The organism is Corynebacterium sp. FDAARGOS 1242, from assembly GCF_016889985.1.
Classification (GTDB): Bacteria; Actinomycetota; Actinomycetes; order Mycobacteriales; family Mycobacteriaceae; genus Corynebacterium; species Corynebacterium minutissimum_B.
Window position 1 is genome coordinate 1,561,804 of record NZ_CP069568.1, and the last position, 18,857, is coordinate 1,580,660.

General features: G+C 60.4%; 19 protein-coding genes. 8 read left to right on the forward strand and 11 right to left on the reverse strand.

Annotated elements, in window-relative coordinates; translation table 11 throughout:
- Positions 1 to 231 precede the first annotated feature (231 nt).
- The 3 genes from I6J72_RS07435 to I6J72_RS07445 form a co-directional block, all read right to left on the reverse strand.
- Complete coding sequence (locus I6J72_RS07435; RefSeq protein WP_204098732.1) at positions 232 to 1,092, reverse strand: aldo/keto reductase; 861 nt, start codon at positions 1,090 to 1,092, stop codon at positions 232 to 234.
- Between the two features lie 191 nt (positions 1,093 to 1,283).
- Positions 1,284 to 1,640, reverse strand: coding sequence for an FKBP-type peptidyl-prolyl cis-trans isomerase (locus I6J72_RS07440; protein WP_039674461.1), 357 nt, complete (start codon positions 1,638 to 1,640; stop codon positions 1,284 to 1,286).
- A gap of 163 nt (positions 1,641 to 1,803) precedes the next feature.
- Positions 1,804 to 3,096: a citrate synthase gene (locus I6J72_RS07445; RefSeq protein WP_204098733.1), complete on the reverse strand. Its 1,293-nt coding sequence runs from the start codon at positions 3,094 to 3,096 to the stop codon at positions 1,804 to 1,806.
- A gap of 150 nt (positions 3,097 to 3,246) precedes the next feature.
- Here I6J72_RS07445 and serC point away from each other — a divergent pair, with 150 nt between their 5' ends.
- The 3 genes from serC (at position 3,247) to I6J72_RS07460 (ending at position 6,584) form a co-directional block, all read left to right on the forward strand.
- Positions 3,247 to 4,377 carry a phosphoserine transaminase gene (gene serC, locus I6J72_RS07450; RefSeq protein ID WP_204098734.1) on the forward strand — a complete coding sequence of 377 codons (1,131 nt, stop codon included), beginning with the start codon at positions 3,247 to 3,249 and terminating at the stop codon, positions 4,375 to 4,377.
- Between the two features lie 154 nt (positions 4,378 to 4,531).
- Positions 4,532 to 5,737: a septation protein SepH gene (gene sepH / locus I6J72_RS07455; RefSeq protein ID WP_204098735.1), complete on the forward strand. Its 1,206-nt coding sequence runs from the start codon at positions 4,532 to 4,534 to the stop codon at positions 5,735 to 5,737.
- 16 nt (positions 5,738 to 5,753) lie between these two features.
- Positions 5,754 to 6,584, forward strand: coding sequence for a hypothetical protein (locus I6J72_RS07460; protein WP_204098736.1), 831 nt, complete (start codon positions 5,754 to 5,756; stop codon positions 6,582 to 6,584).
- Here I6J72_RS07460 and I6J72_RS07465 read toward each other — a convergent pair.
- The 3 genes from I6J72_RS07465 to I6J72_RS07475 all read right to left on the reverse strand — a co-directional run bounded on the left by I6J72_RS07465 (position 6,536) and on the right by I6J72_RS07475 (position 9,553).
- Positions 6,536 to 7,357, reverse strand: coding sequence for an RNA methyltransferase (locus tag I6J72_RS07465; protein ID WP_204098737.1), 822 nt, complete (start codon positions 7,355 to 7,357; stop codon positions 6,536 to 6,538). The two genes, I6J72_RS07460 and I6J72_RS07465, sit on opposite strands and share 49 nt — an antisense overlap.
- A 38-nt stretch (positions 7,358 to 7,395) precedes the next feature.
- The gene (locus I6J72_RS07470) at positions 7,396 to 8,799 is read right to left on the reverse strand and encodes an NCS2 family permease (RefSeq protein ID WP_204098738.1); all 1,404 of its coding nucleotides are present in this window, start codon (positions 8,797 to 8,799) and stop codon (positions 7,396 to 7,398) included.
- 124 nt (positions 8,800 to 8,923) lie between these two features.
- Positions 8,924 to 9,553 (reverse strand): DUF3027 domain-containing protein, encoded by a 630-nt coding sequence (locus I6J72_RS07475; RefSeq protein ID WP_370552166.1) that lies wholly within the window; start codon positions 9,551 to 9,553, stop codon positions 8,924 to 8,926.
- 56 nt (positions 9,554 to 9,609) lie between these two features.
- Between I6J72_RS07475 and I6J72_RS07480 the strand changes: the two genes are divergently transcribed.
- The gene (locus I6J72_RS07480) at positions 9,610 to 10,476 is read left to right on the forward strand and encodes a glutaminyl-peptide cyclotransferase (protein ID WP_370552134.1); all 867 of its coding nucleotides are present in this window, start codon (positions 9,610 to 9,612) and stop codon (positions 10,474 to 10,476) included.
- Between the two features lie 11 nt (positions 10,477 to 10,487).
- The gene (locus I6J72_RS07485; RefSeq protein WP_204098741.1) at positions 10,488 to 11,087 is read left to right on the forward strand and encodes a DUF2771 domain-containing protein; all 600 of its coding nucleotides are present in this window, start codon (positions 10,488 to 10,490) and stop codon (positions 11,085 to 11,087) included.
- Between the two features lie 132 nt (positions 11,088 to 11,219).
- Here I6J72_RS07485 and I6J72_RS07490 read toward each other — a convergent pair whose 3' ends face one another.
- On the reverse strand, positions 11,220 to 11,600 hold the full coding sequence (locus I6J72_RS07490; protein WP_039674441.1) for a cold-shock protein: 381 nt from the start codon (positions 11,598 to 11,600) through the stop codon (positions 11,220 to 11,222).
- Between the two features lie 531 nt (positions 11,601 to 12,131).
- Here I6J72_RS07490 and I6J72_RS07495 point away from each other — a divergent pair.
- Positions 12,132 to 12,821 carry a resuscitation-promoting factor Rpf1 domain-containing protein gene (locus tag I6J72_RS07495; protein WP_115021431.1) on the forward strand — a complete coding sequence of 230 codons (690 nt, stop codon included), beginning with the start codon at positions 12,132 to 12,134 and terminating at the stop codon, positions 12,819 to 12,821.
- 84 nt (positions 12,822 to 12,905) lie between these two features.
- Here I6J72_RS07495 and I6J72_RS07500 read toward each other — a convergent pair whose 3' ends face one another.
- Positions 12,906 to 13,904 carry an ABC transporter permease gene (locus tag I6J72_RS07500; RefSeq protein WP_204098742.1) on the reverse strand — a complete coding sequence of 333 codons (999 nt, stop codon included), beginning with the start codon at positions 13,902 to 13,904 and terminating at the stop codon, positions 12,906 to 12,908.
- A gap of 68 nt (positions 13,905 to 13,972) precedes the next feature.
- Here I6J72_RS07500 and I6J72_RS07505 point away from each other — a divergent pair, with 68 nt between their 5' ends.
- Complete coding sequence (locus I6J72_RS07505; protein ID WP_239107567.1) at positions 13,973 to 14,575, forward strand: TetR/AcrR family transcriptional regulator; 603 nt, start codon at positions 13,973 to 13,975, stop codon at positions 14,573 to 14,575.
- Positions 14,576 to 14,717: 142 nt separating this feature from the next.
- On the opposite strand, the gene I6J72_RS07510 is transcribed toward I6J72_RS07505, so the two are convergent.
- The 3 genes from I6J72_RS07510 to I6J72_RS13245 form a co-directional block, all read right to left on the reverse strand.
- The gene (locus I6J72_RS07510; RefSeq protein ID WP_042529958.1) at positions 14,718 to 14,903 is read right to left on the reverse strand and encodes a hypothetical protein; all 186 of its coding nucleotides are present in this window, start codon (positions 14,901 to 14,903) and stop codon (positions 14,718 to 14,720) included.
- Positions 14,904 to 15,103: 200 nt separating this feature from the next.
- On the reverse strand, positions 15,104 to 16,240 hold the full coding sequence (locus I6J72_RS07515; protein WP_204098744.1) for an MFS transporter: 1,137 nt from the start codon (positions 16,238 to 16,240) through the stop codon (positions 15,104 to 15,106).
- Entirely contained in the window at positions 16,237 to 16,662 is a 426-nt protein-coding gene (locus I6J72_RS13245) for an ArsR/SmtB family transcription factor (protein ID WP_370552135.1), read from the reverse strand. The genes I6J72_RS07515 and I6J72_RS13245 overlap by 4 nt, the downstream gene beginning before the upstream one ends.
- A gap of 74 nt (positions 16,663 to 16,736) precedes the next feature.
- Between I6J72_RS13245 and I6J72_RS07525 the strand changes: the two genes are divergently transcribed.
- A complete protein-coding gene (locus tag I6J72_RS07525; protein ID WP_204098745.1) occupies positions 16,737 to 18,839 on the forward strand; it encodes a helicase-associated domain-containing protein in 2,103 nt (700 codons plus the stop codon).
- Positions 18,840 to 18,857 lie beyond the last annotated feature (18 nt).

Genomic DNA, 18,857 nt, shown 5'->3' on the forward strand with positions numbered 1-18,857 from the left:
ATGTCCCAAAATCTAATTTTGCTAACCGAAAGTTAGCAGGAAATCGGGTGTTTTCTTCGTAGTCTGTGAAGGAACTTCCCACATCTTCCTCTACCCCAAGGCATAGGAAAAAGCCCGTCCCATTTCACTCAGCTCAATCCTTCTTGCCTACCTCACGACAACCGCGAGCGGACAGGAACGAATTGGAAATAGTGAAGAAAGACGGGCTACGCCAATCCCTCCATTGCTGCCCTATTCGGCGCCAGGGAATTCTCGCGGATCCTTGAACATGCGGCCAAAGCCTTCCTTGCCATCGAGGGAGTCGATCACCGCGATGTCCTCCTGATCCAGTTCAACCGCGGCGGCAGCGAAGTTCTCTTCGAGGCGCTCACGGCGGCTGGACTTCGGAATGACAGAGATCCCCTTCTCCATCAGGTATGCCAACGCAACTTGGCCGGGTGTAATCTCATGCTTCTCGGCCACGGATACGACCTCAGGGTTGTTGAGGATGACGCCGCGGGCCAGCGGCGACCACGCCTCGGTAACGATGCCCTGGCTGTCATGGAACGCACGCAGCTCCGGCTGAGTGAACCCTGGGTGTAGTTCCACCTGGTTCAGAACGGGAACAATTCCTGTCTTGGCAATGAGCTCTTGGAGAGTCTCCTCATAAAAATTCGCCACGCCAATAGAGGCAATCTGCCCCATGCCTTGGAGGCGCGCAATCTCTTCGAAAGTCTCGACATAGAGCCCGCCTTGCGGCCACGGCCAGTGAATGAGGTATAAGTCAAGGTAGTCCAGCTGCAGCTTGTCCAAGGACTCGCGGAAAGCTTGGTCGACCTTGCCTTTACCGTGGTGGTCGTGCCACACCTTGCTGGTGATGAACAGCTCGTCACGAGTGACATCGCCGGCCTTCATGGCGCTGGCAAGCGCCTGCCCCAACTCCTCTTCGTTCTCGTAAAGGGTTGCGGTATCGAAGTGGCGGTAGCCTAGGTCGATCGCCTCGCGCACGGAGCGGGTGAGATCCTCACCGCGCAACTTGTAGGTTCCGAGACCCAGCAGCGGCATCTCGCGGTCATCATTGAACGTGGTTTGTGGGACACTCATAGCATCCATTGTGCCCCACTCTGCGCTGTCGTGGGGCCGCGATGAGAAATCGGGACACCATATGCCGCGTGCGCGCGCTCAGCTGGAATCCAGTGGCAGAAGCAAATCAAAGACCCCACCTCGTTATCCTCCAATCCTAGATTCCTTAATCCAAGAGTGCGGAGGACAGCGAAGTGGGGCAAGCGCTGCGCCAACGGCCGTTAGGCGCGAATGAGATCAATAACGAAGGTCAGCGTGCGGCCAGACAGCGGGTGCGCGCCACCTGCCGGGCCATAGGCCTTCTCCGGCGGGATGACCAGCTTGCGGCGGCCACCTACCTTCATGCCCGGAATGCCTTCCTGCCAGCCTGCGATAAGGCCGGTCAGCGGGAACTCAATCGACTGACCGCGGCCCCAGGAAGAATCGAACTCCTGGTTCGTCTCGTAGTCAACGCCTACGTAGTGGACCTCAACGAAGCCGCCCGGCTGGGCCTCGGCACCGTCACCCACCACAATGTCTTCAATGACAAGGTCTTGGGGAGCGGGCTCGGTGGCCGGCTCGATTACGGGCTTGTCCATTGGGGGTTCTCCTCCTTGGATAAATCTTTATTCTTTGGTGGCCACATGCACGTCAGGCCGAGCCACATCGCTCCTAGTATAAGGGGTGACGGGTGGCTCGGCCCTAGAAGTGCAGCGTATGGGGTCCTACACCGCGCACGCGTGGCCTGTAGAAGACCGCCGTTTAGCGCTCGCTACGCGGGGTGACCTTGCGCAGGGTTTCGCCGGTGTAGATCTGGCGCGGGCGGTTGATCTTGGTGTTGAGCTCAAGCTGCTCGCGGTACTGAGCGATCCAGCCCGGCAGACGGCCGATGGCGAAGAGAACGGTGAAGAAGTCCGTCGGGAAGCCCATAGCGCGGTAGATCAGGCCGGTGTAGAAGTCGACGTTCGGGTACAGCTTGCGGGAGACGAAGTAGTCGTCGTTCAGCGCAATATCCTCGAGCTTCATAGCCAGATCCAGCATCGGATCGCCACCAAGGTGCTCGAGAATCTCGTGTGCGGTCTCCTTGACGATGGCAGCGCGTGGGTCGTAGTTCTTGTACACGCGGTGACCGAAGCCCATGAGGCGAACGCCCTTTTCCTTGTTCTTCACGCGGTTCATGAAGTCGGTAGCGTCACCATCGTGGTTGTTCTGGATATCCTCGAGCATCTCCAGAACCGCCTGGTTAGCGCCGCCATGCAGCGGGCCAGACAGGGCGTTGATACCACCGGCGATGGCCACGAACAGGTTGGCCTGTGCGGAACCAATCATGCGGACGGTGGAGGTGGAGCAGTTCTGCTCGTGGTCGGCGTGGAGGATAAGGAGCTTGTCCAGAGCCTTGGCCACGACCGGGTCAACCTCGTACTCCTCAGTCGGGTAACCAAACATCATGCGCAGGAAGTTCTCGCGCGCGTTGAGCCTGTTATCCGGGTACATGTAGGGCTTACCCTGGGATGCACGGTAAGCATAAGCGGCCAACATCGGCACCTTAGCCAGAAGGCGAACGGTGGCCTTGTCCAGCTGCTCCGGGTCCAACGGGTCGAGCTGGTCCTGGTAGTAAGCAGAGAGAATGTTAAGGGAGGAAGCCAGAACCGCCATCGGGTGCGCATTACGCGGGAAGATGTTGAACGCAGCCTTGAAGTCCTCATCCAGCAGGGTGTGGTGACGAATTTCCAGGTTGAACTTGGACAGCTCATCCTCGGTGGGAAGGTGGCCCTTAATAAGCAGGTAAGACACCTCGTTGAAGGAAGCGTTCTCCGCCAAGTCAGCAATGTCATAACCGCGGTGGCGAAGGATGCCTTCCTCACCGTTAATGAACGTAATCTTGGACTCGGTCGAACCGGTAGCTGCATAACCCGGGTCGAAGGTCACCAGTCCAGTTTCGTTGCGGAGCTTGCCAATATCGAAGCCAGAGTCACCTTCGGTGGACTGCTTGATGTCCATCTCGTATTCGCCGCCGGGGTAGTGCAGTACGACCTTGTTAGCGTCAGAAGCCACGAGCTTTCCTTTCTCAATATGTAACGCCGACTCACGCCGACGCGACCTAATTAAACCTCTTCACACTTTAGCAAAATTTGTGACTCTGCCAACATTGGCAATCCTGGCAAAATATCTAGTGGGCGAATGAAAATGGGCTAGACTGCCCACATGAGCAACACAGAACTCGTCCTGCCAGCAGATCTCCTTCCCCACGACGGTCGTTTTGGCTGCGGCCCCTCTAAAGTCCGCCCCGCCCAAATTGAGGCAATTACCGACGGCGCCGACTCCATTATCGGCACGTCCCACCGCCAGCCGGCAGTCAAGGATCTGGTCGGCTCCATTCGTGAAGGCCTTTGTGATCTTTTCTCCCTGCCGGAAGGCTACGAGATCGTCCTTTCCCTCGGCGGTGCTACGGCATTCTGGGATGCAGCTACCTTCGGACTGATTGAGAACAAGTCCGCACATTTGAGCTTCGGCGAATTCTCCTCAAAGTTTGCCAAAGCCGCTGACAAAGCGCCCTGGCTCGACACTCCTCTCGTTACGGATGCTGAGGTCGGCACTGCCCCAGACCCCACGACTGCCGATGCCGACGGCGCGGATGTCATTGCGTGGGCACACAACGAGACGTCGACTGGCGCCATGGTGCCGGTGACCCGTCCCCACCCGGACAATACTGACCAGCTCGTCGTTGTCGACGCCACCTCGGGCGCTGGCGGCCTGCCGGTTGATATGGCTGAAGCAGACGTGTACTACTTCTCCCCGCAGAAGTGCTTCGCTTCCGACGGAGGCCTGTGGCTGGCGGCTATGTCTCCGGCGGCCATTGAGCGCATCGAGAAAATCAACGCCTCGGACCGTTTCATCCCAGCATTCCTCAACCTGCAGACCGCGGTAGATAACTCCCGCAAGAACCAGACGTACAACACCCCGGCGGTGGCGACGTTGCTCATGCTGGACAACCAAGTCCAATGGATGAACGCCAACGGTGGCCTCGACGGCATGGTGAAGCGCACCACGGACAACTCCACCATCCTCTACACCTGGGCCGAGTCCCGCGCGGAGACCACACCGTTCGTGGCGGAGCCGTCCGCTCGTTCGCTCGTGGTCGGCACCATTGACTTCGATGAATCTGTCGATGCCGCCGCCGTAGCCGCAACCCTGCGTGCCAACGGCATTCTCGACGTCGAGCCCTACCGCAAGCTCGGCCGCAATCAGCTCCGGGTGGGCATGTTCCCGGCCATCGATGCCGAGGACATCACGAAGCTCACCAAGTCCATCGACTACGTGCTAGATAACCGCTAGCCTTCGCTCGCTACCTGTTGCTCCGCACAGCAACTTCTGCTGCAACGAATTGTTGAGACACTCAACATGCCCCGCGCTCTTGCCGGAGTTTGGGGCATGTTCTGGGTAAAGTGGACTTCATCACATGTCCGCTACCAGGCTAAGGAGCGCCACCATGCGCGAGATTTTCCTCGCACCCAGCGACTCAACTGACACCTCACTCGTCCTTCGAGCAGAGGATGGCGAGGAGTTCTTCCTCGAAGTCACCGACGAGCTTCGTGAGCTGCTCGCGCCTGCCAGTTCCACCAGCGCTGTAGACTCCCCTGAGTCCGCCGACACCGCAGCAGACCAGGACGCGAATCAATCCGCTACCGAAGCTGGGGCGGATAATGCCGAGGCGCAGGCATCCACACAGGAACACTCCACTGGCCTTCACACGGTCATGCCCTCCTCGTACAAGACCCAGGAAGCGGAAGCCTCGGCTGCCTCGTCGCAGCCCATCAGTCTGCGCCCAAACGAGATTCAGGCACGCATCCGCGCGGGTGCCTCCGCTGCCGACATCGCAGAAGAGCTCGGCGTCCCCGAATCACGTATCGAGCCTTTTGCCCATCCGGTGTTGCTGGAAAGGGCGCGGATTGCGGACGTCGCCAAGCAAGCCCACCCCATCCGCGAGGATGGACCGGCCAAGCTTACCTTGTGGGAAATCCTCGCCACGGCCTTCGCCGCACGCGGGCATTCCCTCTCTGAGTCCACGTGGGATGCGTACCGCCACCAGGGCGAACCCTGGATTCTGCGCATCACGTGGAAGGCCGGACTTTCCTCTAATGAGGCGGAGTGGACCTTTAAGCAGACCATGACCTCCCCGGCTACCGTGGAGGCGCGCAACTCCGTGGCTGCGGACCTGACCGACCCTGACTTTGTGCAGCCGGTTCGCTCGCTGACCTCGGTGGGACGCGGCGAGCGCTACGACGAAGCCATTGATGGCCGCGAACAGTACGCAGAGCAGCGCGACGATATTGAGTCTGCTCGCGCCGGTGACCCGAGCGTGACGGATTTGTCTGTGTACTCCGGCAGCGCTTCCGATGCCGAGTCCGAGGATCACTATGCGGAGCCCTCGGTGCTCCCGTCGCCGCGTGGTGGCGAGGAACCAGCTGCGGATGCCGAGGATGATGCTTCACGCGGCACGAGCGAGAAGAATGCTCCGGCATCGGCAGCAGAACCTGACGCCGCGCAGGACAAGGACTCCGCCGTGGACGAGGACTTTCTGCAGAATCCTGACCCGGAGCCAAAACCGACGAAGCGCCGCCGCAAGGCTGTCACCCCGCACTGGGAGGATGTTCTGCTCGGCGTTCGTGCCAACACGAAGCGCCCCCGCGAGTAAATTCAGGTAACACACCGTGGATACCCAAAGCGCCGTTCTCACTCTCTGGTACGTCACTGCGTCCGACCCTGCCGAGGTCCTGCGCGGTGAGCCTAAGGCCGATCGCGGCTTCGGCCGAAAATTTCTAGCACAGCTCAACCCGGCACTCCCTGTCACTCCTATTGGACAGTTCCCACTGAACCGCTCCGCCGAACCCGGCACGAGCGAGTTCTACATCGGCGGCTACCCCGGCGTGACCGTGGTGCAGACCATCATCCGTGATGATCAGCTCACCCTCTCGCAGCTCTCCCGGTCGCTCCGCGAGGCCGTACCGGCCCACGAAATCTATGCCTTTGCCTCGAACAAGGACACCGGCTACGCAGGATTTGCGCACTGGACAGGCGCGCGCCTGCGCCGCTCCCTATGTGGAACGCGCCTTAACTTGTATGAGGATCACGGCCTGCCGGAAACCTTCGAGGCGCCCTACTGGGCAGGTGAAAAGGATGAGCCGGTTGGCGGCATCGCGCTGCCCTTCGAGCCGCAGAGCATTACCGAAGCCGCCCAGGCCTACTGGCTCGGCATCGAGGTCGGCGAGGATGGCCCCGACGTGGACGTGGTGGGCTATGCCACCGACGGCCGCCCCGAGCCAAAAGTCGATACCCCTCCCCCACGGCGTAGCGTGGCCGAGGTGGCGACGACCTCCGTGGCTAAGCTCGGGCTCCATGACTATGACGACTACGAGGAGCACGACCTCGAGCCAGAATCCACCGGTGAGGAAATCGTGCGCACCGCCAAGCATTTGGGCGGGCTCATGCGCCGTTACGCAGTCTCGACGTCCCGGGCCCTCTGGGAACGCTGGCGCTCGTAGAAGGCAATCGCCGCGGACGTTGCCACGTTGAGTGAATCCGTCCCCTCTGCCATAGGGATGCGGGCGCGCACGTCGGTGGCCTTCATCGCATGTTCGGTCAAGCCTGGGCCCTCCGCGCCGACGAGGAGTGCTACCTTCTCAGCGCCATCAAGGGCCTCCGCAATGTGGACGGCGTCCGGGTGCGGGGTCAGTGAAACGAGCTTAAAGCCCTTGTCGCGCAGCTTGTCCAGCCCGCGCTGCCAGGTGGTGAAGCCGCCCTCGAAGCGTGCCCAAGGAAGGCGCAACACGTGCCCCATGGAGACGCGCACCGAACGGCGGTACAACGGGTCCGCAGCGCCGGAGCCGAGCAGGATACCGTCGACCTCCATTCCGGCTGCATTGCGGAAGAGCGAGCCAATATTCTCATGGTCACCCACGCCTTCCATGATGGCGAGCGTGCGGGCGCCGTCGATGACCTCATCTACGCTCCACGCTTCAGCGCGGTCAGCGGCAGCCACTAGGCCGCGGTGCATATCGAAGCCGGTGACCTCCCCCAAGGTGTGGCGGGTGACCTGATAGACGGGAATGTCACCTACATCATGTGATTCAAGGAAAGTATCGAGCTTGGCCTCAAAACCAATGATGCAGCGCACCGGAAAGCGCGAGGCCAGCAGGCGCTCCACGCACAAGGGGCCTTCACCAAAGACGAAACCCTCGCCGGACTTATCCGCATGTTTCAAATCGCGGATATCGTCCAAGCGAGGGTCTGCAGGGTCATCGATGATAAAACGCATGGGCCCCAGTTTAGCGGTGGGTTCGCGTGAATCGGCCCTTAGGCCAGCGCTGCGGTAATCGGCCCCATGGCGAAGTAGACCACGAAGAGCGCAGCCACCAACCACATGATCCAGTGGACCTTCTTGGCCTTGCCGGCAAAGGTAGCCATGAGCGCATAAGCAATGAAGCCCACGCCGATACCGTTGGCAATGGAATAGGTAAAGGGCATGACCACGATGGTGAGGAAGGCCGGGATGGCCTCCTCCATACGGGTCCAGGCGATGTCCTTCAGCTGCGCGGCCATCATGACGCCCACGATCACGAGCACCGGTGCGGCAGCCTCAATCGGCACAATTTCATAGAGCGGGGTGAGGAACATGGCCAGCAGGAAGATCACACCGGTGACGACGTTGGCCAGGCCAGTACGGGCACCATCGCCGATACCGGCAGCAGAATCCGCAAAGACCGTGTTGGAGGACACCGAACCGGCACCACCGGCCACGGCACCCACGCCTTCGACGACCAGCGCGGTCCTCATGTCCGGCAGGTTACCGTTCTCATCGACGAGGTTGGCCTGCTTGCCCAGACCATTCATGGTGCCCATGGCATCGAAGAAGTTGGTGAGCAGCAGGGTGAAGATCAGCAGCACGGTAGAGACCACGCCGAGCTTGGTGAACGCACCAATGGGATCGACCTGGCCCACGATCGACAGATCCGGAATGCCGCCGAGGGAGCTCGGGATTTCCGGCGTAGCCATGCCCCAGCCCTCACTACCCGTGAGAGCCTGGATGATCATGGCGATGACGGTGGTGATGACGATGCCAATGAAAAGGCCACCGCGCACCTGGCGGATGACAAAGAAACCAGAGAGAATCAGTCCCACGATGAAAACGAAGGCCGGCCAGGTAGAAATGGAGCCGTTAACGCCGAGTCCCACTGGAACCGTCGTCATCGCCGCATCCGGAACACGCGTGACAAAGTGGCCGTCCACGAATCCGATGAGCGCGATGAACATGCCGATACCGACACCCATCGCCGCCTTCATGGAGGCCGGGATGGCGTCAAAGACGGCCTGGCGGAAACCGGAGATGGCCAACATGACAATGATGATGCCTTCAATAACGACAAGGCCCATGGCCTCACGCCATTCCAGGCCGTTGAGGGACACCATGGTCACGGCCACGAAGGTGTTCATGCCCAGGCCCGCCGCCATGGCGAACGGGTAGCGAGCAATAACACCGAAAGCAATGGTCATGACACCGGCCACGAGAGCGGTAGCGGCAGCCACCCGGGGGATGCCGAGAGTAGTGCCGGCGGAGTCTTCCGAGGTGCCCAGAATGAGAGGGTTGAGGAGAATGATGTAGGCCATCGCAAAGAACGAGACCACACCGGCACGCACCTCGGTGCCGATAGTGGAGCCACGTTCCGTGACCTTGAAATAGCGATCGATAGCTGCGTTCATCGTGAGAGAGCGCCCCTTCTATCTAGAGAAATGAAGTTTTACCTGCTAAGGGTGCTCCACCTGACCACTAAAACGCAAAACCTGCTCGCTGCATCATCGCTGCGAGCGGGAGGTAACGAGCTCTTTAGAAAATTGGTTTCTCGTCGTCAAAGGGCCGTTCCTGCTCCGATCTCTCTTCACGGATGGTCGTACCCGAATGCGCGCCACATCCATAGGTGGCATGCACCACTTTTCCATCCGCAGAGTATTCATTGGCACACACACCAAAATTGGGCAGAAGCTTCAAAAAGAAAGCGCACGTTTTGCACTGCAGCTGCGCCTGGGCGGCCATCTCCGAATTCGGCCCGTACTTCTTACGCCAGCGCTCCTTAGCCTCCTTGAGACCGGTCTCAGAAAGCTCTCCGTCGTTGAGTCGGTCGTCGTCAAGCGCGGGCGGCATCAGGTCCCCCGGGCCAAGGTCACCTGGGCGCAGCCGCTCGGAATAGGGAACCCACTCCGGGGCTTGAAGAGCCTGGCCACCGGGGACGAGTGCCACCTCGTTGACCGTCGGCGTGCGCGACCCTTCAGCGCAGGCGACAACAGCATGCCACTCCCAGCCAGGGTAGCCAGGGACGTGCGCTTCAAAGCGGTGGGTAGCCACGTTGCGGCCGACTCCGGCGACGCCGCGGTGCTTGCCGACGTCCCCCTCACCCACCTCTTCCACAGCCCGGCGCGCTAGGTCGACTGCGGCGGAATCGAGGAGCGGGGAATGCATCTTTTTCTTGCGAGTCACCCTCCTATTATCCATCACGGCCGTCACCATAGTGCACAATGACAGACATGGCCCTCTCTTCCCGCATCTTCGCGCCCCGCTTTGTTGCCGCTGCACTCTCCGCGACGGCCCTTCTCGCATCCCTCTCCTCCTGCTCGTCGAGCCCCGAAAGCGAGGAGACTGCGCCGAGTACGCAGGCCCTCTCCCAGGATGCTTCCGCTAGCGCGTCTGAGGCCGAACGCCTAGGGGTAGCTGTCCTCGACACCGTCCCGCTTCTCCCCCACACCTTTACCCAGGGTTTGGAAGTAGACCCTGATGGCAACCTACTCATCGGCACCGGCCTCTACGGCAAATCCAGGCTTCTGCGTGTGCGGCCGGGATCGCTCAACCCGTTGGAAGAGATTGCGCTGAACAACTCCCACTTCGGCGAGGGCATTACCCAAACCGATGCCGGTATTTGGCAGCTGACATGGAAATCCGGCACGGCCATTCTGCGCGATTCCACCACGTTTGCTGAGCTCAACCACGCCGATTACGACGGCGAAGGATGGGGCCTGTGCAACGCCGGTTCCGAACTCATCATGTCCGATGGTTCCGCCGAGTTGCGCCACCTCGACCCTGAGACCTTTGAGGAACGTGGCTCCCGCACCACGGTTACCTTGGAAGGTTCTCCCGTGGACAACCTCAATGAGCTCGAATGCGTTGACGGGCAGGTCTATGCCAATGTGTGGATGAGCGAGGACATCCTGCGCATTGATCCTGAGACCGGCGAGGTCACCGCAGTGATCGACACCGCTAACCTCAACCACCGCCCCTATGACGACCCTAATGCTGTACTCAACGGTATTGCCCATATCCCAGGTACTGACGAGTTTTGGATCACCGGCAAGCTCTGGGATGACTTGTACCGGGTGCGCTTCGAGTAGGATTCTCAGCCATGGCAACCGTGAAGCAAGCAAGGAAGAAGTCACTGCTGCAGTTTCTGGCGCTCATTATCGCCGTAGCGGTGATCGTCGTGGCAGTAGTGCTATTCCAGAAATGGTGGAATGACCGCCCCGGCCCCGAGCCGCAGGATGTCACCATCACTGCCTCGGTGGGTGATGAGACCGTGGAGGTTTCGCCGTACAGCATCTGCGAGCCCGGCACCGAATGCCAAGAAGGCGAGGTTCCTAACCTCACGGTAGGCCCCGATGACACTCTTGAACTGGAGATCCCCGAGGCTATTTCCAACCATGAGTGGTCCGTGCTCTCGATTTACGATGACCCAGCCGCCAATGACAGCACCTCTCACGGCGCCAACGAGACCACCTCGCTGAAGATCCCCGGCTCCGTCGATCCCATCGCAGCCTCCACGGGCGAGCGCCCACAGCTGATGGTGGTGGAGATTTCCACCCTCATGATTGGCCACGATGCCAACGGCGAGGAAACCCCGATGCACACGGTGTGGTCGATATCCACGATGACAGAGGAGGAGCTCAAGGAATCCAAGGCCACCGGTGATGCAGAGACACCCGCAGAAGCTCCTACAGACAAGTAGCCGCGCTGCAGCATTCCCTTCCGAACAAACAAAAGTGCCCTAACTGCCAAAAGTAGGCCTGATCATTCAGAAATCAGCCAGACTTTCGTCAGTTAGGGCACTTTTCAGTTACGGGCCTAAGACTTTGAGCCCCTAGCTATCCAAGTCCTTCGCAATAGCACGCAGAATCTCCGCCACCTGGCGGCCCGTCTTACGCTCTGGGTAGCGGCCCTGACTTAAGACCGGCTGGACCTGGGTCTCGAGCAACGTCATGACGTCGGAAAGCATGCTCGACAGCTCCTCCGGCTTGCGGGCCGGAGTGCGGCGGCGCGGTGCGTCGAGCACCTTGACGCGCAGGGCCTGCGGGCCGCGGCGACCAGCGGCGAAGTCGAACTCGATGCGCTGGCCTTGGAATAGCTCATCAACGCCCTTTGGCAGCACGTTGCGGCCCACGTAGACGTCTTCATCGCCGGGGTTGCTCACAAAGCCGAACCCCTTGTCGGCGTCATACCACTTCACTTTGCCGATAGGCATGGTTCTTCACTCACTTTCTTTCCGTCTCTCCTCTATAGAAGTTTAAGCGCTGCCGGGGGCACGTAGCCCATGAGCGTTCAACTTCCGGGGTGAGGAGGCGCGGCGAAGCTCGGTTGAGGTTTGTCAGGCCGCGCACAGGAACTGTCCGGTGGAACTAATAAAGAGACTCATTCTAACCCTTAGCGCCCCCACCGAAGAAACCCACGTTAGGTATCGACCCAACCACCACACCCGTTACATGTGTGACATACCTAACATTAAGTGCGCGAGCTGGGGAAACAGGCTTATATCACGGCTCTTGTTACCGTTTTGAGTCATTTAACGTGACTGATTCGTTATAAACCGCTACTGTTTCCCTCAGGCACTTCGGCCGCCGGCCGTGGAAGTCTCGCCCCAGACACAGTCCGGGCTTCCACACAGCGGCCAACGATGATGTGCATGAAAATGAACATCTTTCACATAAACATTTGCCGGACTGGGCATCATCTGGGCGCGAGAAAGCAAGAGACAACCTAGAGAAGGAATACTTTAATGGGACGCCACTCCGCTAAGAACAAGTCCATCGCTACCAAGTTCGCCGCTTCCACCGTTGCAGTGGGCGCCGCCGCAGCCATCATGGCTCCGAACGCTGCCGCTGCCCCGGATTCTGACTGGGACCGCCTCGCACAGTGCGAGTCCGGCGGCAACTGGGCCATCAACACCGGCAACGGCTACCACGGCGGCCTGCAGTTCAACGCTCAGACCTGGCAGGCATACGGCGGCGGCGAGTTCGCTCCGACCGCTAACCTGGCCACCCGCGAGCAGCAGATCGCTGTTGCTGAGCGCACCCTGGCACAGCAGGGCTGGGGCGCATGGCCGGCGTGCTCCGCAAGCCTGGGCCTGAACTCCGCTCCGACCCCGCGCAACGTCAGCGCTGCTCCGGCACCGGCCGCAACCCCGGCTCCGGCTAAGGAAGAGACCGCACCGAAGGCTCCGGCTGACGCACCGGAGGTCGTGAAGGAAGCTGCCGAGGAGCAGCCGACCGACGAGCTGGCCGTTGACGCCCTCTACACCCTGGTTGAGGACACCGCTACCCAGTACGGCCTGACCATCCCGGCATCCTTCACCGAGCAGTACAAGGCTAACCGCCACGACTACGATGCGTTCTACTCCGCAAATCGCCACGTCATCGACCCGCTGGCACAGTTCCTGAGCATCATCGCCGCCGCCCAGGAGTCCTAAAAAGACTTAGCGCTCACAACAGCGCAGACACTGAAGGGGGCCGACCGGACACTATCCGGTCGGCCCCCTTTCGTGTTCCTTTGTTTATTCAGCCACCTCTGCAACCACAGGCTTCGACTTGGAACGGTCAAAGACCAACAGCACCAGTCCGACCACAATCCACAGTGCGAGTACCCACCATGCGCTGCCGCTTCCCTGGCCATCAAAGAAGGACAGTGATCGAACGAGGAAGCCGGTTGCGCCAATCGGCATCCACTGCCCCAGCGTCGACCACCCTGCCGGCAAGAGCCACGGTCCTGTGGCCAGACCGGAGAGAGGGTTAGACAGGAAGATGGTCAGGATCGCTCCGATACCAATACCCGCGGCACCGATGAGGCCTGCAAGCCCTGCGGTAAACAGGGACGTTGCAAGAATACCCGATGCAATGGCCGCCCACTCAGCAACAAAGCTGCCGCCCAGAGTTCCATAAACCGAGTGCAGCATCCACGTGGCGACGAGCGCACCCAGCACTGCAATGCCACACAGGACTCCCAGCTTTGTCCACTTCTTGCCACGGAACCCAAAGGTCGCAATCACAGCGGAAATGACACCACCAAATGCCAACGGCAGTCCAAGCAGCGCAATTCCGCTGGTTTGCGGGTCATCAGTAGTCGTGGGCGCGATATCTTCCTTTTCCACGGACATACCTTGGGCCTCAAGCTGGCTCGCAATGCCGTCGATAAGCGCTACATAGGGGGCACCATTTCCGGAGGCCGTAAACGCCTTCGCCCCCTCTGGCGCAAGGACCAATCCTCCCACAGCCTCACGATTGAGAACCGCATCACGTACTTCTTCTTCGCCGTGCTTGACGACGATTTCCGGGGCGTCCTCACCTGCCCCTTCTTCAATTTTCTGCACAATGCTGTCCTGCATGGGTTCCGGCGCAGACAGCGCAATTGGAACGCCTGCGGGCCCCGAAGCGAAGGTTGGCGCTAGGAATGCCCACAGCATAAGACCAATGACAATGGGAATTCCAACGATCGCTGCAATCGACTTCGCAACAGCAGACGGCTTTTTCTTTTCCTGAGGTATCGCGTTTGGCATTCTCCACCCTCCAAAATGGATCACAGTGTTTCACTTACAAAGTGGAGCATAGTGTTCCATTTGCTATGATGCAATTTGTGAGACAAGATGCAACAGAAAACAAGCAAGCCATTGTTGCCGCAATGCGGCAACTGCTCATTAGCGAAGGACCAGGCATGTCCATGCGCGCAATCGCCAAGAAGGCCGGCGTGGGCGTCGCCACAGTCTCACGCCACTTCCCCGAACGGCTTTCCCTCATTGACGCTGTCAGTAGCGCCGAAGTAGCACGAATCAAGGAAGAAATTGACAGCCACCTACAGAGCTTTGACGAAAACCCAGAGGGCACGTGGCGCGACACCATTCATCGCATCGCCAACCTTAACTTCGCTGCGGTTGTTCAGGCAGCGGCAGCCGAGGTGAATGCGGCCACGTTCTCAGACGAAGACGTGCAGAAGATCGTCACCCATCGCACCACAGAACTTGAGTCGATTTACCAGTCCATTCTCGAGCCCGCTCAACGCGCACAACTCTACCCCGAGTCGCTCACCCCACTCGAACTCCACATCGGCATCGGCCTCATCACCCGCCCACTGCCCGGCGCGCCGATAGACGCAGGGTACTTTTCGAAGCTCCAGGTCAGCCTTATCGATACGTTGCTCGACGGTTTTAAGGCCCAAGCCCGTGCTGTTTAGGTGCGGCACAATCGCTTTCGCCGCACACTTTCAGTACAAACACGTATAGCCCCACCGAGGAGAACATTCTCGGAGGGGCTTACTAGGCCGCGTAAAGCGCGGCCACATCATATGCCGGGGTGCGTAGCACCCGCGCGCCCGCTTAGCGGTTAATGCGGGTGTACGGGTGAACGTAGTTCAGCTTCTCTGCCGGCATCGGCAGAATCAGATCGTCACCAAACGGGCTGGATGCGCCAGCAAACGGTGCGGAGATCTCAGTAATGGCGTGCTCGCGGGGGCTGTTCTTAGGCCAAGCCGGGGAAATGTGGCCCTTGTTCTCGTTCGACATGCCTCTCATTATTCCAAACCCCGCGGCAAAATGTAACTCAACGGGGCAACGAGTGCCCCACCCCTCCCCCATAAAGAAATGACTCTCGTTGCAACGCTTTCATCGGCCCCCGAAACCGAGCCCCGACCGTGACACCGTAAGCGTTGAACTGCTTGATCGCTCGAATCAGCCTCCGCCCCACGGCGTTGAGATGCATATATCTACGCCTTGAAACCCATGCGCTGTCGAGCAAGCTGGCAGAGCAATGCAAGTACGGCTACGGCCGAGGCGGAACCACACAGAACAGTCGGCGCCACATGCGCAGCGACTAACAGTGAACCGATGGTCGCCCCCAGTGCTGAGCCCAGGTAGTTGGCCGAAGCATTCGCAGCCACAGCCGTAGCACCATCGGTGGGATTCGCCTGAAGCAGCACATGCTGCTGAGGCGCGAGAGACGCCCAACCACACAACCCCCAAATGAACAAACTAACCACCAGTATTCCTGGAATCTCACTTTGGGTCATACCGGCAAGTGCACATGCAAGGGCAGCAAGAATGACAGCACTCAAGCGAAGGGGGTCACACCTGTCCACGAGCCACCCGATTCCTAATGCCCCAACCGCCCCGCCGAGACCCCACATCCAAATCGCCATGTTCTGGTGCGATGCGAGACTTCCCGCGGAAAGTACGACAGCCAGGTAGGTGTAGAGACCCAGAGAAGCGACGCCTGTCAGTAGAGTCACGGTGACTGTAAGTAGATTTTTTGGACGCGTTATGGACCGCAGCCGTTCAGCGGGGACTGAGGCTGGAATTGCTGGCAATTCCCCGCCACGCAGCGCGATGCCTGCCAGCGCTGCACCACCGATGACCACGATCAACAACATCGCGGCGCGCCAGCCGCATCGCTGCGCCAGCGCCAAACCGACAGGGACTCCGAACACGGTGCCGACCGCCAATCCGGCAAGCACCAGCGCCACAGCGCGCCCTCGACGTTCCTGTCCCGCGAGTTCGGCGGCGACTGCGGACGACAGCGGCGAGTAAACACCTGCTGCTGCGCCAGCCACCACACGAGCGACCAGAAAGAACCCCACTGTAGGCGAAAGCGCCGTAGCCAAGTTCGCCACAGTAAATACCAGCAAGGAAGCGAGAAGGCTGCCCCGTGACTTCTGCCCAGCTCGTCCTGCCAGTAAGGGCCCCACGATCGCGTAGGAGCCCGTGAAAGCCGCAACACCCAGTCCGACCGTGGCTTCCTTAGCATCAAGAGATTCTGCGATGAAAGGCAGGAGACCCGCTACAACGTATGCATCCAGGCCGAGCGCTACGCTACCTAGCACGAATGGCCATAGCCGATGCATCATGGCTTATCCACCCCGCAATCTGCGTTGGCGATTGCCGTTGCAAGCACTCCCGGAAATAGCTGGTCCAGGTCTTCTCGCCGCAACCGGATCAAACACGCGCGACCCGCACTCCGAGTCCACGTCACCCCTGCCTCCCGCAACATGCGTGTGTGATACGTCAGCGTCGACCGGGGCAGATCGTCCGCCAGCTCCAGACTGTCATGTTCCTCCCCGTCTGCCAGCCGTCGGATCATTTCCAGCCGCGTCGGGTCACTCAAGGCGGCAAACACCCCAACCAAAGTGATTTCGTCGGTACTCGGATGGCGGTAAACGCGAGGTGACATCAAGCCTCCAGAGATTGTGCAGCAATTCTTGCACAATAACCGTACAAGAATTACTGCACAATCACAATGGCCTGCTAGCGCCTCAATCAACGTCCACATCGGTGCAGTGCTCTCCGGAGCCTCAGACCGGTCCCGTCTTGCCGTTCATCGAAGCACTAAGCTTGGGGTCCATCATGACCTCTCCTAAAAGCCGTGCCCGCATCACCGACAGCTACCGCGAGTGGCTCAGCCAGCTGCCCGAGGAGGACCTGCGGGCGCTGTTGGCGCGCCGCAGCGATGTCGTGGCACCGACGCCGGAGAATTTCGATACATTGGCCACCCGTCTAACGCTGCCCATGTACGTGGTGGATGCACTGTCCGCGAGCAACGCAGAACAGCTCGCGGCCTTGGAGGACATTGCACAGCGCGGCGGCGAGGTGGGCATGGTGGAGGACACCAATCCGATTGTCACGCAGCAGCTCAAAGAGCTCGGGCTGGTCTTCGGCAATGCCCCGCAGGTACGCATCGTCACCGCAGTGATGGGCTCGCTTCCTACCGGCTGGTCGCTGCTCAACCAAGAAAGCTTCGAAGCAGAGGACATCGAAGCGCTCAGCAAGGACGAGCGCCGCCTCCTTGAGACCTTGGCCGCCGGCGAGGGCGTGGGATACACCACTGACACTGAGCCGGATATCAACTCTGATGACCCCACCAAGCGGCTCTTAGCCAAGGGCTTTCTCGAGCGCATCAATACGCACTCAGTGCGCCTTCCGCGCGCACTTGCCCGTGCACTGGCAGGAGACGCCACCCCACCTATTCCCACCACGCCGTCAGGACGCGCCGGCACCCCGGAGCCGGATTCAAAGGCGGATGAGGCCGGAGCAGCCGCCGGCCTGGGGGTGGTGCGTAACATGGAGCAGCTCATCGAGATTCTCGGAGCACATCCAGTATCCCTTCTCAAGGACTCCTCCGTAGGAGTGCGCTCGCTTACCCAGCTGGCGAAGGAGCTAGACCTAGATAAAGAGGACGTCGCGCAGCTTATCGGTCTGGGCTATCACGCGCGGCTGCTCTACCGCGGCGAGCCAGACGGCCTCGAGGGTCATTTTCTGGCGCCCACCACCGGCTCCCAGGATTGGCTCGAGGCCGGCCTTGGGGAGAAATGGCGCATTCTGTTGGAGGCCTGGCGCGATTCACCTTGGGCGAGCTGGGAAGGCACCCGCGCGCTGGAGGAAGATACCCACGTGCGCCGCCTGCGCCATTTCCGAAAATTCGTCCTCGACGTCTATGCTCACTCCGGTGTCGCACTCACCGAGGAGGAATTCTGGGAAGACCTGCGTTTCCGCTCCCCGCTTTTTGCCAGCCATACCCGCAACCGCACCATTGAGAAGCTGCGCGCCGAGGCCGAATGGATTGGTGCGGTCGCTCTGGGCAAGGCTACGCAGGTGCTTCTCGACGCCTCCACCGCCGCCCACCTCGTCCCCGATACCATCTCCGAGTTCATCATCCAGCAAGATCTCACCGTTCTCGTACCGGGGCCGCTAGAACCCGCCACGCACCGCACACTGGCCTCGTTGGCGGACCTCGAATCGCCAGGTCTGGCCAGCGTGTACCGCATCAGCGAATCCACCATTCGGCGCGGCATGGACCATGGACTTACCGCAGAAGAAATGACGGACTTCCTCAAGCAGCATTCGCCCACGGGCGTGCCACAGGCGCTTCAGTTCGCCATCGGGGACGTCGCCAAGCGCCACGGCACACTCCGCAGCGGGCCTGCTCTGTCCTACCTACGCAGCGAGGACCCGGCGCTGCTCGAGCTCGCCGTTGCCTCCGTTCCGGGGCTGCGCCTGCTCGCGCCCACCGTGGCGGTCTCGCAGCTGCGCGTCGGCGAGCTGCTAGAGAAGCTCCGCAACAAGGGCCTTTCTCCCTCCCCAGAGGATGAATCCGGCGCCTCGCTTACTGCTGCCCCGGAACCCTACCTTCTGCCTACGCCGCGCAAGCAGACACGCGCGCACGAACCGTTCTCGGTGGACCAGGCCGTGCAGACGTTGAAAAAGTCCGCGCAGAGCCCTGCCCCGAAGGACGAGGAAGAACCGGATCCCCTCACATTGGCCCGTGCGGCCGCGCGTTTCCACGCTGATATCGTGATTTCCTATGCCGATAAGGGCGGCAGCATCCGTACCGTCACGGTGAAGCCGCTGTCCGTCGAAGGCGGCTACATCGATGCCCTCGGCGCCGAGGGCAAGCCCGTGCGATTCCCCGTGCACCGCATTTCCACCGTCCGCTTCGCCAGCGACGATTAAAACCGACCAGAAAGGACT